Origin of the sequence: Streptomyces sp. SAJ15 (assembly GCF_007595705.1) — a bacterium.
In the GTDB taxonomy this organism is placed as follows: Bacteria; Actinomycetota; Actinomycetes; order Streptomycetales; family Streptomycetaceae; genus Streptomyces.
Genome location: NZ_NISY01000001.1, coordinates 425,124 through 438,274, shown reverse-complemented (window position 1 = coordinate 438,274; position 13,151 = coordinate 425,124). Strand labels below are relative to the sequence as shown.

Annotated in this window: 12 protein-coding genes and 1 tRNA gene; 6 read left to right on the top strand and 7 right to left on the bottom strand. The window is 73.9% G+C overall.

All coding sequences use genetic code 11. From position 1 onward, the window contains the following. Window position 1: 1 nt before the first annotated feature. Complete coding sequence (locus CD790_RS01940) at window positions 2-1,885, bottom strand: NAD(P)/FAD-dependent oxidoreductase (protein WP_260867275.1); 1,884 nt, start codon at window positions 1,883-1,885, stop codon at window positions 2-4. A 230-nt stretch (window positions 1,886-2,115) separates the two neighbouring features. On the opposite strand from CD790_RS01940, the gene CD790_RS01935 reads away from it, so the two are divergent. Next, window positions 2,116-2,889, top strand: coding sequence for a MerR family transcriptional regulator (locus CD790_RS01935; protein WP_144381852.1), 774 nt, complete (start codon window positions 2,116-2,118; stop codon window positions 2,887-2,889). Window positions 2,890-3,061: 172 nt separating this feature from the next. Here the strand turns inward: CD790_RS01935 and CD790_RS01930 are convergent, their stop codons facing one another. Next, window positions 3,062-3,865 (bottom strand): exodeoxyribonuclease III, encoded by an 804-nt coding sequence (locus tag CD790_RS01930; RefSeq protein WP_186318833.1) that lies wholly within the window; start codon window positions 3,863-3,865, stop codon window positions 3,062-3,064. Window positions 3,866-3,932: 67 nt separating this feature from the next. Between CD790_RS01930 and CD790_RS01925 the strand changes: the two genes are divergently transcribed. Both CD790_RS01925 and CD790_RS01920 read left to right on the top strand, forming a co-directional pair. Next, window positions 3,933-4,418, top strand: a complete 486-nt coding sequence (locus CD790_RS01925) for a GNAT family N-acetyltransferase (RefSeq protein ID WP_144381193.1) — start codon at window positions 3,933-3,935, stop codon at window positions 4,416-4,418. A 91-nt stretch (window positions 4,419-4,509) separates the two neighbouring features. Next, complete coding sequence (locus tag CD790_RS01920) at window positions 4,510-5,076, top strand: snapalysin family zinc-dependent metalloprotease (RefSeq protein WP_144381192.1); 567 nt, start codon at window positions 4,510-4,512, stop codon at window positions 5,074-5,076. Here CD790_RS01920 and CD790_RS01915 read toward each other — a convergent pair. Next, window positions 5,066-5,398 carry a hypothetical protein gene (locus CD790_RS01915; protein ID WP_144381191.1) on the bottom strand — a complete coding sequence of 111 codons (333 nt, stop codon included), beginning with the start codon at window positions 5,396-5,398 and terminating at the stop codon, window positions 5,066-5,068. The genes CD790_RS01920 and CD790_RS01915 overlap by 11 nt on opposite strands. A 132-nt stretch (window positions 5,399-5,530) precedes the next feature. Here CD790_RS01915 and CD790_RS01910 point away from each other — a divergent pair, with 132 nt between their 5' ends. Continuing rightward, window positions 5,531-6,772, top strand: a complete 1,242-nt coding sequence (locus CD790_RS01910) for a helix-turn-helix transcriptional regulator (protein ID WP_144381190.1) — start codon at window positions 5,531-5,533, stop codon at window positions 6,770-6,772. A 60-nt stretch (window positions 6,773-6,832) separates the two neighbouring features. Here CD790_RS01910 and CD790_RS01905 read toward each other — a convergent pair whose 3' ends face one another. Further along, window positions 6,833-7,684, bottom strand: a complete 852-nt coding sequence (locus CD790_RS01905; RefSeq protein WP_144381189.1) for a VWA domain-containing protein — start codon at window positions 7,682-7,684, stop codon at window positions 6,833-6,835. 136 nt (window positions 7,685-7,820) lie between these two features. On the opposite strand from CD790_RS01905, the gene CD790_RS01900 reads away from it, so the two are divergent. Both CD790_RS01900 and CD790_RS01895 read left to right on the top strand, forming a co-directional pair. Further along, window positions 7,821-9,206, top strand: a complete 1,386-nt coding sequence (locus CD790_RS01900) for an FAD-binding oxidoreductase (RefSeq protein ID WP_144381188.1) — start codon at window positions 7,821-7,823, stop codon at window positions 9,204-9,206. A gap of 60 nt (window positions 9,207-9,266) precedes the next feature. Beyond that, window positions 9,267-11,057, top strand: coding sequence for a carboxylesterase/lipase family protein (locus tag CD790_RS01895; protein WP_186318832.1), 1,791 nt, complete (start codon window positions 9,267-9,269; stop codon window positions 11,055-11,057). A 16-nt stretch (window positions 11,058-11,073) separates the two neighbouring features. Here the strand turns inward: CD790_RS01895 and CD790_RS01890 are convergent, their stop codons facing one another. The 3 genes from CD790_RS01890 to CD790_RS01880 form a co-directional block, all read right to left on the bottom strand. Next, window positions 11,074-11,556, bottom strand: a complete 483-nt coding sequence (locus CD790_RS01890; RefSeq protein WP_144381186.1) for a GNAT family N-acetyltransferase — start codon at window positions 11,554-11,556, stop codon at window positions 11,074-11,076. A 98-nt stretch (window positions 11,557-11,654) separates the two neighbouring features. Continuing rightward, window positions 11,655-11,728, bottom strand: a tRNA-Ala gene (locus tag CD790_RS01885). Between the two features lie 77 nt (window positions 11,729-11,805). After that, window positions 11,806-13,038 (bottom strand): hypothetical protein, encoded by a 1,233-nt coding sequence (locus CD790_RS01880; protein ID WP_144381185.1) that lies wholly within the window; start codon window positions 13,036-13,038, stop codon window positions 11,806-11,808. Window positions 13,039-13,151: the final 113 nt, after the last annotated feature.

Sequence of the window (13,151 nt, the reverse complement as noted above, 5' to 3'; positions counted from 1 at the left end):
CTCACGCGGCCACCTCCGCGGCGCCGGCACGACCGGCGTCCGTACCACCGGCATCGGCGTCACCGGCGTCCTCACGGCCGGCATCGACATCACCCGCGTCCGCGCGGCCGGCATCGACACGACCGGCATCCGTACGGGCTGCGTCCGCACGACCGGCATCCGTATGGCCGGCATCGGCATCACCGGGAACGGCCCGACCGGCGTCCGCACCACCCGCACCCGCACGACCCGCATCCGCACGGCCGGCAACGGCGCGATCCGCGTCCGTACGAGGGGCGTCCGTACCGTCCCCGCCCCCGGCCCCGCCGCCGTCCCCGGCGGTGGCGTGCCGGGTGGCCGGGACCGTCTCCGTGCGGGACGGGGCCCCGTCCCGGCCGCGCAGCACCTCGTACTCCGCCAGGTCCACCCGTCGCGTCACCCTCCTGAACTCGCCCGTGGTGCCGGGCCAGACCGTCGTGTTGCGGCCCTCGGCGTCGAGGTACCAGCTGGTGCAGCCGCCGGTGTTCCACACCGTGCGGCCCATGCGCCGCTGGAGGCCGGCCGCCCAGGCGTCCACCGCCGACTCGCGCGCGTCCAGCGCCGCCCTGCCACGCGGGCCGCCGCCGAGTCGGTCCAACTGCCGCATGTAGTCGGCGAGGTAGTTCAGCTGCGCCTCGATCATGAGGATCATCGAGCTGTTCCCGAGCCCGGTGTTGGGGCCGATGATCATCATGAAGTTGGGGAAGCCGGCGATCGAGCCGCCGCGCAGCGCCCGCATGCCCGTGTCCCGCCACTCCTCGGCGAGCGTGGTGCCGCGAGCGCCGGTGACGCGCTCGGCGAGCGGCATGTCGGTGATCCGGAATCCGGTGCCGAAGATGAGCGCGTCGGCCTCGGTGGTGGTGCCGTCGGCGGCCACCAGCGTCGAGCCCCGCACCTCGGCGAGGCCGGAGGCGATCAGCCGCACATTGGGCCGGGACAGCGCCGGGTAGTAGTCGTTGGAGAGCAGGATGCGCTTGCAGCCGATCCGGTAGGACGGGGTGAGCCTGGCGCGCAGCTCGGGGTCCTTGATGGACCGGGCCATGTTGCGCTGGGCGAGGCGCTCGACGAAGCCCAGTTGGCGCGGCCGCTTGGTGAAGGCGCTGACCTGGAGTTCGCGCATGCCCCACAGCAGCCCGCGGCGGAGCGTGCCGGTGACCGGCACCTTGGCGTGCAGCCACTGCTCGACCTCGCTGATGCGGCGGTCGGCGCGCGGCAGCACCCAGGCCGGGGTGCGCTGGAAGAGCGCCAGCCGTGCCACCTCCGGCTGGATGGCCGGCACGATCTGGATGGCCGAGGCTCCGGTGCCCACCATCGCGACCCGCTTGCCGCGCAGGTCGACCTCGTGGTCCCAGCGGGCGGAGTGGAAGACCGCGCCGGGGAAGGTGTCCAGGCCCGGGATGTCCGGGATCCTGGGGTCGGAGAGCGGCCCGGCGGCGGAGACGACCATGTCGGCGGTGAGCGTGCCGCGGCTCGTCCCCACCTCCCAGCGCAGCGCCTCGGTGTCCCAGCGCAGCGCGCGCACCTCGGTGTGGAAGCGCAGGTGAGGCCGCAGCCCGAAGGTGTCGGCGACCCGCTCGAGATAGGCCCGGATGTGCGGCTGGCCGGAGAAGTTGCGCGGCCAGCCGGGGTTCGGGGCGAAGGAGAAGGAGTACAGGTGGGAGGGCACGTCACAGGCGCAGCCCGGGTAGGTGTTGTCCCGCCAGGTGCCGCCGACCGACCCGGCCCGCTCCAGCACGACGAAGTCGGTGATGCCCTCGCGGCGCAGTCGCACCGCCGCGCCCAGGCCGCCGAAGCCGGACCCGATCACCGCCACCCGTACGTGTCCCGGCGTCAGCTCGTCCGCGTGTGCCGGCGTCAGCTCGCCCATGCCGCCGCTCCTCCCGAGTCATTCGAGCGAAACCCTAATCGTGCCAGCGATCACTGGCACGATCGGAGCGTAGAGCAGGGAGCTACCCAGCGGTAGTGGGTTGACCGGTCGAGTTACCGCCGGTCTCGGCCGCCCCGACACCACCTGGCCGCCCTTCGCGACCTCCGGCTGCATAGGCTGGCGCCGTGGCGAACAGCGATCCCCAGCGCGCGAGCGGGCGTGAGTACCGGATGGACGAGCTGGCCGAGGCGGCCGGCATCACCGTCCGTACGCTGCGTTTCTACCGGGAGCGCAAGCTGATCCCACCGCCGCGCCGGGAGGGTCGGATCGCCTGGTACAACGAGCACCACCTGGCCCGGCTGCGGACCATCGGCGCGCTACTGGAGCGCGGCCACACCCTGGGCGGCATCGCGGAGCTGTTGACCGCCTTCGAGAGCGGCCGGGACGTCGCCGAGCTGCTGGGACTGGCGGGCGCGGCCATCACCGTCCCGTGGTCCGAGGAGCAGGCCGTCCGGCTGACCCCCGAGGAGCTCGCCGACCGCTTCGCGGGCGAGGTCACCCCGGAGAACCTGGCCGCCGCCCTGGACGTGGGCTATCTCGCGGTGGACGGCGACGAGATCGTCCATGTCAGCCGCCGGCTCCTGGACGCCTCCACGGCCCTGGTCGGCAGCGGTATCCCGCTGGCCGCCGTGCTGGCCGCCGGCCGGGAGCTGCGCGTCCACGTCGACGCCATAGCCGAGACCTTCACCCGTCTGATCACCACCCATGTCCTGGCCGATGTGATCGCCCACACCGCGGACGGCGCCACGCCCACCGCCGCGGAGGTGACACGGATCACCGAGACGGTCGAGCGGCTGCGCCCCACCGCCAAGGCCGTGGTCGACGCCGAGATGTCGATGGCCATGGACCGCCGGATCCGAGCGGAGCTGGACGCGTGGGTCGCGGAGCACCGACCTGAGGCAGGCGACCCGGGCGAACCGGGCGAGTCGTCGGCGGCGCGCTGAAGGGGCGCGGGGCCGTGACGTGTGCGGCTCCGCCGTGTGGGCGCGCGGCCGTGCCGTGAGCGGCTCCACCGCGCGGCGAGACCGGCCCCGGCAGTGCCCGAAGGGGCGCGGGGAACCGCGCGACCGGCCACGACGCACCCGCGGACGGCTTACCGGACGTCCGGCGAAGCGCTCAGCGCGCCGAGCCGTACGAGACCGTCACCGGGGCGTGGTCCGACCAGCGCAGCTCGTGGCTGGCGGCGCGCTCCACGACGGCCTTCAGGGCGCGCCCGGCCAGCCCCTCGGTCGCCACGTGGTAGTCGATGCGCCAGCCGCTGTCGTTGTCGAAGGCGCGGCCACGGTAGGACCACCAGGAGTACGGGCCCTCGGTGTCCGGGTGCAGGGCGCGCACCACGTCCACGTAGGCGGCCTCGTCGAAGACCCGGCCGAGCCACTCCCGCTCCTCGGGCAGGAAGCCGGCGCTCTTCCGGTTGGCCCGCCAGTTCTTCAGGTCGGCCTCGCGGTGGGCGATGTTCCAGTCGCCGCAGACCAGCACCTCGCGACCGCCGGCGGCGGCCCGCTCGCGCAGCCCCTTGAGGTAGGGCAGGAACTCGGCCATGAACCGCTCCTTCTCGTCCTGCCGGGGGGTGCCCACCTCGCCCGAGGGCAGATAGAGGCTGGCCACGGTCACGCCGGGCAGGTCGACCTCGACGTAGCGCCCGCCGCCGTCGAACTCGGCGGACCCGAAGCCGACCCGTACGGCGTCCGGCTCCCGTCGGGAGTAGACGGCGACCCCGGCCCGCCCCTTGGCGGCGGCCGGCGCGTGCACGGTGTGCCAGCCCTCGGGCTGCCGCACCTCGTCCGTCAGCTGGCCCGGCTCGGCCCGCACCTCCTGGAGGCAGACCACATCGGCGGAGGTCGCGGCCAGCCAGGGCAGGAAGCCCTTCTTGGCGGCGGCGCGCAGGCCATTCACATTCACGGACGTCACGGTGAGCATTCCGGCACGATACCGACATCCGATACGTACTCGCGTTCGCACCGGCCCCCGCCGTACGATCCGCGGAATGGACATCCGGCCTATACGCTTCGACCACCCCGACGCCGTCAAGCTGAGCGACCAGGTGCAGCAGGAGTACGCCGAGCGCTACGGCGAGGGCGATCTGACCGCGCTGGACCCGGCGGACTTCGCGCCGCCGCGGGGTCTCTTCCTGATCGCGTACGACGAGCGGGACCGGCCCGTCGCCTCCGGCGGCTGGCGCTCGCAGGACCGGAACGACGAGGGGTTCTCGGACGGCGACGCCGAGCTCAAGCGGATGTTCGTGGTGCGCGGGGCCCGCGGGCAGGGGCTGGCGCGGCGCATCCTGGCCGTCCTGGAGGAGAACGCCCGGGAGGCCGGGCGGGCCCGGATGGTCCTGGAGACCGGCATCAAGCAGCCGGAGGCGATCGCCCTGTACGCGTCGAGCGGCTATGCGCCGGTGCCGAAGTTCGGCTTCTACCGGGAGTACGAGGACAGCCGCTGCATGGGCAAGCCGCTGCCACAGGACGGCTGAGGCCCGGTTGAGCGGGGGTCGAGCGGGGCAGTGAGCAGGGGCGGGCACTTGTCATGCCCACGCCCGCACACCCCCCACTCAGGAGGCCCCCATGTCCTCAGGCAAGACCCTCCGCGCGTTATCCGCCGCCGTGCTGAGCGCGGCCACGCTGGTCGCCGCCCAGACCACGGCCGCGGCGGCCCCGGCCTCGACGCCGACACCGAGCGCCCGGGTCGCCACGTACGACGCCAGCGGCTCCGCGGAGTTCCGCTCCGCGGTGGACCGGGGCGCGGCGATATGGAACGAGAGCGTCACCGCCGTCCAGCTGCGCCCGGCCACGGCGGGCCAGCGCGCCGACATCCGCGTCCTCGCCGACAACGGCTGGCCCCGCGCCATCCCCGCCGGCCTCGGCCGAGGCACCGTCTACATCGGCCGCCAGGCCGTCGACCAGGGCTACGACACCATCCGCATCTCCTCCCACGAGCTCGGCCACATCCTCGGCCTCCCCGACCGCAAGCCGGGCCCCTGCTCCAGCCTGATGTCCGGCTCGACGGCGGGGACCTCCTGCACCAACCCGTATCCGAACGCGGCGGAGAAGGCGGAGGTCGAGGGGGACTTCGGCGGACGTTTCGCGCGGCGCTCGACGGACGTCGCCCGGAACGTTCCGATCAGGGACTGACGTGGGGCGCTCCCCCACCCGCCGGGGCGGGCAGCCGCCCGCCCCGGCTCTCGGCGACCCGCAGGACGTCGGTGAGGGCCTCGGTCAGCCGGCGGGCGAGGAAGCGCGGCTCCCCGGCGTCGACCTTGCGGTCGTCCAGCATGACGCGCGCGTGCCCGAGCAGCTCGCCCGCCATCCGCAACTGCGCCGCCTCCATCTCGTCCGCCACCTTGGTGAGCAGACCACTGCCGTCGGAGTCGAGATAGCAGGGCGTGCCGTTGGGACCGGGCCAGGGCAACAGGCGCAGGGGTGTCGTGGGTTCCTTGGCGGCAGGGTCTGGCATATCGGCGCTCCTTGTGGCGTTGACCATGTCTCGCGCATCTGGTGACTTCATCGAATTACCTCCGTTGTTCTCGGGGAGGGGCCATCTGGGAGGCCAGAGAGGGGCCAGACTGAGGCGAGAGAGGGGGCCAGGATGAGTGGTGATCGACGCCAGCAGTTCGGCGCCTACCTCACGCGACTCCGACGAGCCACGGGCAGAAGCCAACGTCAGTTGGCGGACCGGTTGTGCGCATTGTCGGGTCTGCAGTCGGTGACGAGGAACGAGGTGTCACGTTGGGAGCGCGGCGGGCGCGTGCCCGACGCCTGGCTGACGTTCCTGGCACAGGCCCTGGACACCTCGCCGAGCGAACTGGCCCGAGCCGCCGCCTATGCGCGCGGCGAAACGGATATCGCTCCCCCAGGACCGGACACCACACTGGCCGCCCTGTTGCCGCAGGGCGACCCCTTGGCTCCCCTGACAGCGCGGACGGGGCAACGACTCGGCCACGAGGCGGTGGCTCAGCTGGCGGACCGGGTGCACGCGTTACGGCTCGCCGATGACGTGCTCGCCGGTGGCGACCTGATCGCGCCGGCCTTCCGGCATCTGGGCGCGGCGGTACGGCTCTACCGCGAGAGCACGTACGCGGAGGGAGTCGGGCGCGCGCTGCTCGCACAGATCGGCGAACTGGCCCAAATCACCGGGTGGATCGCGAGCGACGCCGGTCGGCACGAGCAGGCCGAGCGCGCGTACCGCATCGGCATCGCGGCGGCGCGGCAGGCGGGCGATCGCCCGCTGACCGGCCATCTCGCCGGAAGTCTGGCCTACCAGTTCAGCAACACGGGCCGGCTACGGGAGGGTGTCGAGCTGGCTCGCGCAGCCCTCGCGGACGCGGGACCGGAGACCCCCGGGAAAGCACGGGCCCTGTTCCTGGACCGGATCGCATGGGCGCACACTCGCGCGGGCGACGCGCAATCGGCGATGCGCGCCCTGGACGAAGCCCATGAGGCCCTGTCCGAGGACCAGGAACCGGCACCGCTGTGGGCGTACTGGGTGAGCCGCGCAGAGCTGCGGGTGATGGATGCGCGGGTCTACACCGAACTGCGCCGCCCTCTGCGCGCCGTACCGCTGTTGGAGGATGTGCTCACGCAGTACGACGCCACGCACACGCGCGAACTCGCCCTGTACCGCTCGTGGCTTGCCATCGCCCTCGCCGACGCCAACGAGCCCGAGCAGGCGGCGGCGGAGGCCCAGCGCGTGATCTCCCTGTCCGGCGACGTCAGCAGCGAACGGGCCGCAGAGCGCTGCCGCGTCGTATTGCGCCGACTGAGCACCTTCAGGGACGTGCCCGAAGTGCGCGGCCTGCTTGACGAGCACGGGCACCTGCTGAGCGTCTGAGGCGTGACCACGCCGTAGCGGGGATCAGCTCCGGACCGGGGACGGGCAGGGGTTACCCCCTCAGCGATCAGCAGCCCGCGCGGGGGCGTCCGGCAGCACGCCCGCCGCGCGGGCGGCCCGCAGCCAGTGGGGGAACTCGCTTGTCAGGGCCTCGTAGAGGGCCGTGTCCGGCAGGGCGCGGGGGTCAGTCCCGGCGGGGAAGAAGCCCGCGTTGTCCACGGGGCGGCGGGCGGGCACGGGAAGCTCGTCGAGTCCGCGCAGAAAGGCGAACTCCTTGCCGTCCGGGTCGCCGAAGCCGATGAACTGCCAGAAGATCGGCAACCGCGCGGCGACGCACAGCGCGCGCTCGGCGGCCGCGCGCGAGGTGGGTCCGCCGTCGGTCTGGAAGACCACCAGGGCGGGGGCGGTCCCGCCGCGGGAGGTGTGGTGGTCGATGACGGCCCGCATCGCCAGGTGGTAGTTGGTCTGGCCCATGTGCCCGTAGCCCGTGTGCAGCGCGTCGATCCGGCCCGCGTAGTCGTCCAGACCGATGTCCGCGACACCGTCCACGTCGGTGGAGAAGAAGACCACGGGGACCGTCCCGTCGTCGTCCAGGTGCGCCGAGAGTCCGAGCACCCGCTCGGCCAGGTGCTGCACCGTGCCCTGCCGGTAGTGGCGGCGCATGCTGCCGGAGCGGTCGAGGACGAGGTAGACGGCGGCGCGCTGCCCGTCGAGCCCGGACTTCTCCAGCGAGATCCGTGCCGTCTCGTAGAGGTCGACGAGGCCCGGCGCCGCCGTCCGTATCTTCTCCAGGCTGATCGCGGAGGCGGCCGCGTCCAGGCCGGTCGCGGAGCCGGGCGCGGCGGGGCGCGGGCGCTTGGTGTAGTCGATGGTCGCCGTGCGCCGGGGCCGCTTGGTGTAGTCGATGGCCATACCGGTCTCCAGTTGCCGAGGTCGGTCCCCAGACTACGATCGAAATAGGCGCTCATGAGGGCGAATCGGCCCGCGTGAGCGGCGCGTACCAGCCCCGAGAGGCCCCCGGGAAGGGGGCGGGAGGGGGCGAACCCCCATGGCACCGGGTGGGCTTCCGGGCCCCGCCCTGGAGGCGTTGCGTACTCGCATGACCGGCGAGGTGATCGTGCCGGACGACGGCGCCCCGTACGACGAGGCCCGTACGGTCTTCAACGCGATGATCGACCGACATCCGACGGCGATCGCCCAGTGTGAGACGGCCGAGGACGTGGCCGCGGCGATCCGTTGCGGACGTGAGCACGGACTGCCGATCGCGGTCCGCGGCGGCGGACACAGCGTGGCGGGGATGGCGCTCGCCGACGACGGCCTGGTGGTCGATCTGCGCCGTATGCACGCGGTGACGGTCGACCCCGACCGGCGCACCGCGCGGGTCGGCGGCGGTGCCACCATGAGCCACCTGGACCGCGCGACGCAGCCGTACGGGCTGGCGACGACCGGTGGCCGGGTCTCCACCACCGGCGTGGGCGGCTTCGTGCTGGGCGGCGGAACCGGCTGGGCGGACCGGATGTTCGGCCTCGCCTGCGACAACCTGCTCGCCGTCGACCTGGTGACGGCGGAGGGCGACACGGTCCGGGCGAGCGAGGACGAGCACCCGGAGCTGTTCTGGGCGCTGCACGGCGGCGGCGGCAACTTCGGGGTCGCCACCTCCTTCACGCTGCGACTGCACCCGCTGCCCCTGGTCACCCTGATGCTGTTGATGTGGCCGCCCGAGGCCGGCCCGGACGTCCTGCGCGACTACCGCGACTTCCTGGAGTCCGCGCCCGACGAGGTCGGCGGCGGGTTCATCTATCTCACCGCCCCGCCCGAGGAGTTCGTCCCGCCCGAGCTGGTCGACACCCTGGTCTGCGTCGTCCTCGTGACGTACGCGGGCGACGCACCGCGGGCGCGCGAGGCGGCCGCGCCGCTGCTGGGCCTCGGCCACCGCGCCGAGATGGTCGCCGAGCTGCCGTACGCCGACCTCCAGTGTCTGCTCGACGACCCGCCCGGCTACCGCAACTACTGGTCGGCGGAGCACCTCGACTCCCTCCCGGACCAGGCCGCCGGGGTGTTCTGCGCCCGCGCGGCCGACATGATCTGCCCGTCCCCCTCCCAGCACGTGCTGTTCCCGCAGGGCGGCGCGGTGGCCCGCGGCCCCGCCGACTACCCCGTCCCCTGGCGTACCGCGCCCTGGGTGGTGCACCCCTTCGGGCTGTGGTCCGACCCCGCCGACGACGAGCGCGGCAGGCAGTGGGCCCGGCAGACCCGGGCGGACGTCCAACCCTGGTCCAGCGGGGCCGTCTATCTCAACTTCATCGGCCGGGAGGGCGAGCAGCGCGTGGTGGCCGGGCTGGGCCCGGAGAACTACCGACGGCTTGCCGCGGTGAAGGCCACGTACGACCCGGACAACGTCTTCCAGCTCAACCACAACATCAAACCCGCCTGACCTCACCCATTCGAGGGATCCCGGGTATGCCCGGCTGACGCCGCGGCAATGACGGGAGGTATGGCCCTTCGCCGCGCGCCGCGCACCCCCGCGCACCCCACCGCGCTCACCGCCCTGCTCGGCCTCGCGTCCCTGGTGGCGTCGCTGCTCGCGGTGGCGCCCGCCACGGCGTCCGCCACCCCCGGCGCCGGGCCCGCGGACCCGGCGCGCGTGACCACCCGGAGCGGCGTGCTGCGCGGCACGGTCACCGAGTCCGGGCGGAGGTTCCTGGGCGTGCCCTACGCGGCGCCGCCGGTGGGCGCGGCGCGCTGGCGGCCGCCGCGACCGGTGCCGTCCTGGGACGGGGAGCGGGAGGCCACGCGGTACGGGTCCGCCTGCGCGCAGCGGGCCGACGAGGCGCTCGGCGAGCCGGGCACCACGCACGAGGACTGCTTGTATCTGAACGTGTTCACGCCACCCGCCGGCGGGGCGGGCCGACCGGTCCTGGTGTGGTTCCACGGCGGCGGCTTCGACGCGCACTCGGCCACCCCGTACGACGCCTCGCGGCTGGCCCGCACCGGGGACCTGATCGTCGTCACGGTGAACTACCGGCTGGGGCCCTTCGGTTCGCTGGCCCTGCCCGAGCTGACCGCGGAGGAGCCGAACACCGGCTCCGGCAACTACGGCCTGCTGGACCAGCAGGCCGCGCTCCGTTGGGTGCGGGACAACGCGACGGCCTTCGGCGGGTCGCCGGAGCGGGTCACTCTCGCGGGACAGTCCGCCGGCGGGCTGAGCGTCTGCGCCCAGCTCGTCTCACCGGGCGCCCGCGGCCTCGTCCACCGCGCCGCCCTGCACAGCGCCCCCTGCGCGCTCGCCCCCGCCTTCCGTGACGCCCCCGCCGCCGAGGCGGCGGGCCGTGACTTCGCCGCCCGCGCGGGCTGCGGCGGCATGGGAACGGCCTTGGCGAGGAAGAAGCCGTTCTCCGCGCGGCGGACGACGGCCGGCGGGAAGGCCACCGGGGCGAGGGGCGCCGACGTCGTCGGGTGCCTGCGCGCCACTCCGGCCGCCAAGCTGCTGGCCACCCGGCCACCCTCCGGGGTCGCGCCCTGGAACCCGGTCGCCGGCACCCCGGTCCTCCCCGAGCACCCCGCACGGGCCATCGCCGCCGGCCGCTACACGAAGGTGCCGGTGCTCACCGGATCCACCCGCGAGGAGGGAACCGTCTACGCGGCCAACCTGGAGGCCGGCGGCACCAGGCTGAACGCCCTCACCTACCCCCTCGCGCTCGCCGCCGCTTTCGGCACCCACGCCCCGGGCATCGCCCGCCGCTACCCGGCCTCAGCCTATGGAGGCGACCACCGACTGGCCTACGGCGCGGTCCTCACCGACGCCCTCTTCGCCTGCCCCACCCGCAGGGTGGCGCTGTCGTTCGCCGCCTCGGCGCCCCGCACCCACGCCTACGAGTTCGCCGACCCCGCCTCGCCCAACCTCTACGCCCTCACCCCCGACTTCCCGCTCGGCGCCTACCACGGCGCCGAACTCTCCTACCTCTTCGACTACACCCGCCCCGACGGCACCACTCCCACCCCGCACGCCCCGGCCCAGCGCCGCCTCTCCGACACCGTCCTCGCCTACTGGGCCCGCTTCGCCACCACCGGCAACCCCTCCAGCGCCACCTCCGGCGCCTCTGGCGCCCCCTCCGGCTCCCTCGAGACCCCGCCCTGGCGCCCTCTCTCCCCCGCGGCCTACCGCCCGCTCTCCCTGGCCCCGGACGCCATCGCGCCGCGGCCCGACTTCACCTCGGCCCACCACTGCGACTTCTGGGCGACCGTCCCCACGGCGCCGCGCGCCTGGCCGCGGTTCGGCGGCTGACCCCGCCCGCACCCGCTCAGTCCGGCACCGCCAGGCTGTACCGCAGCTTCTCCCTGGCCCGGGCGCCGAGCCGGTCGTAGAAGCGGGCCGCGCCCTCGTTCCAGGTGGGCGTCTGCCACTGGACCTCGGCGAGACCCAGCTCACGCGCCTCGGCCGCCACCGCCTCCACGAGCCGCGCGCCCAGGCCCAGGCCGCGGTTGCCGGAGCGGAGGAAGAGGCAGTCCATGTGCAGGTACTCACGCCCCTCCCAGGTGGAGAGTTCGGGCGCGCATGTGGCGTAGCCCACGATCTCCCCGTCGGACAGCTCCGCGACCAGGCAGCGCAGCCGCGGCTGAGGGGTGTCGAAGAGCAACGCGGCCAGCCGCTCCGCGAGTCCGGGCGCGGGCGGCGCCGCCCGTTCGTACGCGGCGTGCTCCGCGGCCAGTTCGGCGACCCGCGCCAGATCGGCCGGGAGCGCCCGGCGCACCCGCGCGGCCCGCGATTCCTCACGATCATTCATCCGGCCATCATGCAGGCAGCGGACGCGGCGGGAAGAGAACCCCGGAAAAGCGAAGATCCCGCCCGATCTATCAGATCGGGCGGGATCTCACCGTGTTGTGGACCTGAGGGGATTTGAACCCCTGACCCCCTCGATGCGAACGAGGTGCGCTACCAGTCTGCGCCACAGGCCCTTGCAACGAGTGAAACTCTAGCATCCCCATCCGGGTGCTTGGAAATCCGTTCCTCGCTGGTCAGTGGAGCGGGGCCGTCACTCGTTCGCCGCGCGGGGGCGGTCCTCGTCGGCGTACTGGTCGAAGAGCGGGGTGCGGCCGCGCTCGCGGGAGCGGCGGGCCGCGGCGGAGGCGGTGCCCGCGCGGGGCGCGGGGGCGGGCGCCGGGTCCGGGTCGGCGGTGGGCTCGGCGGCGCTGGAGCGGGCCGAGCTCCAGGCGTCGGGCGCGTCCAGGTCGACGCTGCCGGTGGCGCGCGGGGCGACCGGCGCGGTGACGTACGTGGGCAGCGGGACCGGGACCGGCTCCCAGCTCTCCCCCACCGCCGGGCCACGCTCGCGCTCCCGCTGCTGGTCCACCCACTCAGCGTGGTCGGTCTGCTCCACCAGGGCCCGCGCCGAGGCGGAGGGCTCCGGAGGAGCCGCCAGCGGCTCGCGCTCCGGGCGGGACGGGGCGGGGTGGGCGGCGTGCGGCGGGTGCGACTCCTCGCCGACCGCGCGGGCCGCCGGAAGCGTGACGGCGGTCGGGTCGGCCGCCGCGGGGCGCGGGCGCAGCTGGCGCTCCCGCAGCCGCTGGGCTGCCAGCTCGGCGCGGCGCTGGTCCATGGTGAAGGTGAACCGGCGGCGCTCCTGAACGCGCAGATGGGCGATGTAGGCGCTGAGCAGCACGGCCGGCGCCGCGGGAGCCCACAGGAAGGCGAGGCCGCCGACGGCGGCGACCACCGCGCCCAGGGTGAAGGCGAGGAAGAGCATCACCGTCGTCCGGCGACGCCGGGCCAGGACCTTGGCGCGGCGCATGCGCTGGATCGCCGGAGCCTCACCCCGCCGGGCCGCTCTCGCCTCTCGGACCTCGGGCGCCACCGGCTCCGGACCGGTCGCGGTGTCGACCCCCGGCCGGGGCTCGACACCGGGCCGCGGCTCGGCGCCGGGGCGGAGGTCCGCACCAGGGCGGAGGTCCGCGCCGGTTGCGGGGTCGACGAAGGCCCGGACGTCGACCAGGTCGGTCACGGCGTCCGGGTCGGCCACGCTCCGCTCGGGTTCCACGGGATCCGCCCCCGAGTGAGGGGGGTCCGCTTCCTCGGCGGCGCGAGCCTCCAGGTCCTTGGCGTAACGGCGCTCCATCCCCGCCCTACCGGACAAGAGCCGGATGGCGGTGCTGAAGCGTTCCGTCGGACGGGCTTCGTTGAGCTCGTCCTGCCTACGGAGCCACATGGGCACCAGGTAGGCGGCCCAGGCCCCGACGATGACGGCGTAGATGAGGCCACTGCTGCTCACGGTGACACGGTAGAGGGGTCCGCGCGAGCCCATCCGCCAATTGGCGCGGTGTGTCGCACGATCTGGCTGATATCTCGAACATTTTTTGTGATTGTTGAGATGAGCAGACAGGA

Excerpts from the sequence above, each read along its gene's own strand:
- CD790_RS01920 (WP_144381192.1), top strand. The coding sequence starts at position 4,510 with ATGTCCTCAGGCAAGACCCTCCGCGCGTTATCCGCCGCCGTGCTGAGC.
- CD790_RS01935 (WP_144381852.1), top strand. The coding sequence starts at position 2,116 with ATGGACGAGCTGGCCGAGGCGGCCGGCATCACCGTCCGTACGCTGCGT.
- CD790_RS01890 (WP_144381186.1), bottom strand. The coding sequence starts at position 11,556 with ATGAATGATCGTGAGGAATCGCGGGCCGCGCGGGTGCGCCGGGCGCTC.
- CD790_RS01900 (WP_144381188.1), top strand. The coding sequence starts at position 7,821 with ATGGCACCGGGTGGGCTTCCGGGCCCCGCCCTGGAGGCGTTGCGTACT.
- CD790_RS01895 (WP_186318832.1), top strand. The coding sequence starts at position 9,267 with ATGGCCCTTCGCCGCGCGCCGCGCACCCCCGCGCACCCCACCGCGCTC.
- CD790_RS01910 (WP_144381190.1), top strand. The coding sequence starts at position 5,531 with ATGAGTGGTGATCGACGCCAGCAGTTCGGCGCCTACCTCACGCGACTC.
- CD790_RS01905 (WP_144381189.1), bottom strand. The coding sequence starts at position 7,684 with ATGGCCATCGACTACACCAAGCGGCCCCGGCGCACGGCGACCATCGAC.
- CD790_RS01930 (WP_186318833.1), bottom strand. The coding sequence starts at position 3,865 with ATGCTCACCGTGACGTCCGTGAATGTGAATGGCCTGCGCGCCGCCGCC.
- CD790_RS01915 (WP_144381191.1), bottom strand. The coding sequence starts at position 5,398 with ATGCCAGACCCTGCCGCCAAGGAACCCACGACACCCCTGCGCCTGTTG.
- CD790_RS01940 (WP_260867275.1), bottom strand. The coding sequence starts at position 1,885 with ATGGGCGAGCTGACGCCGGCACACGCGGACGAGCTGACGCCGGGACAC.
- CD790_RS01925 (WP_144381193.1), top strand. The coding sequence starts at position 3,933 with ATGGACATCCGGCCTATACGCTTCGACCACCCCGACGCCGTCAAGCTG.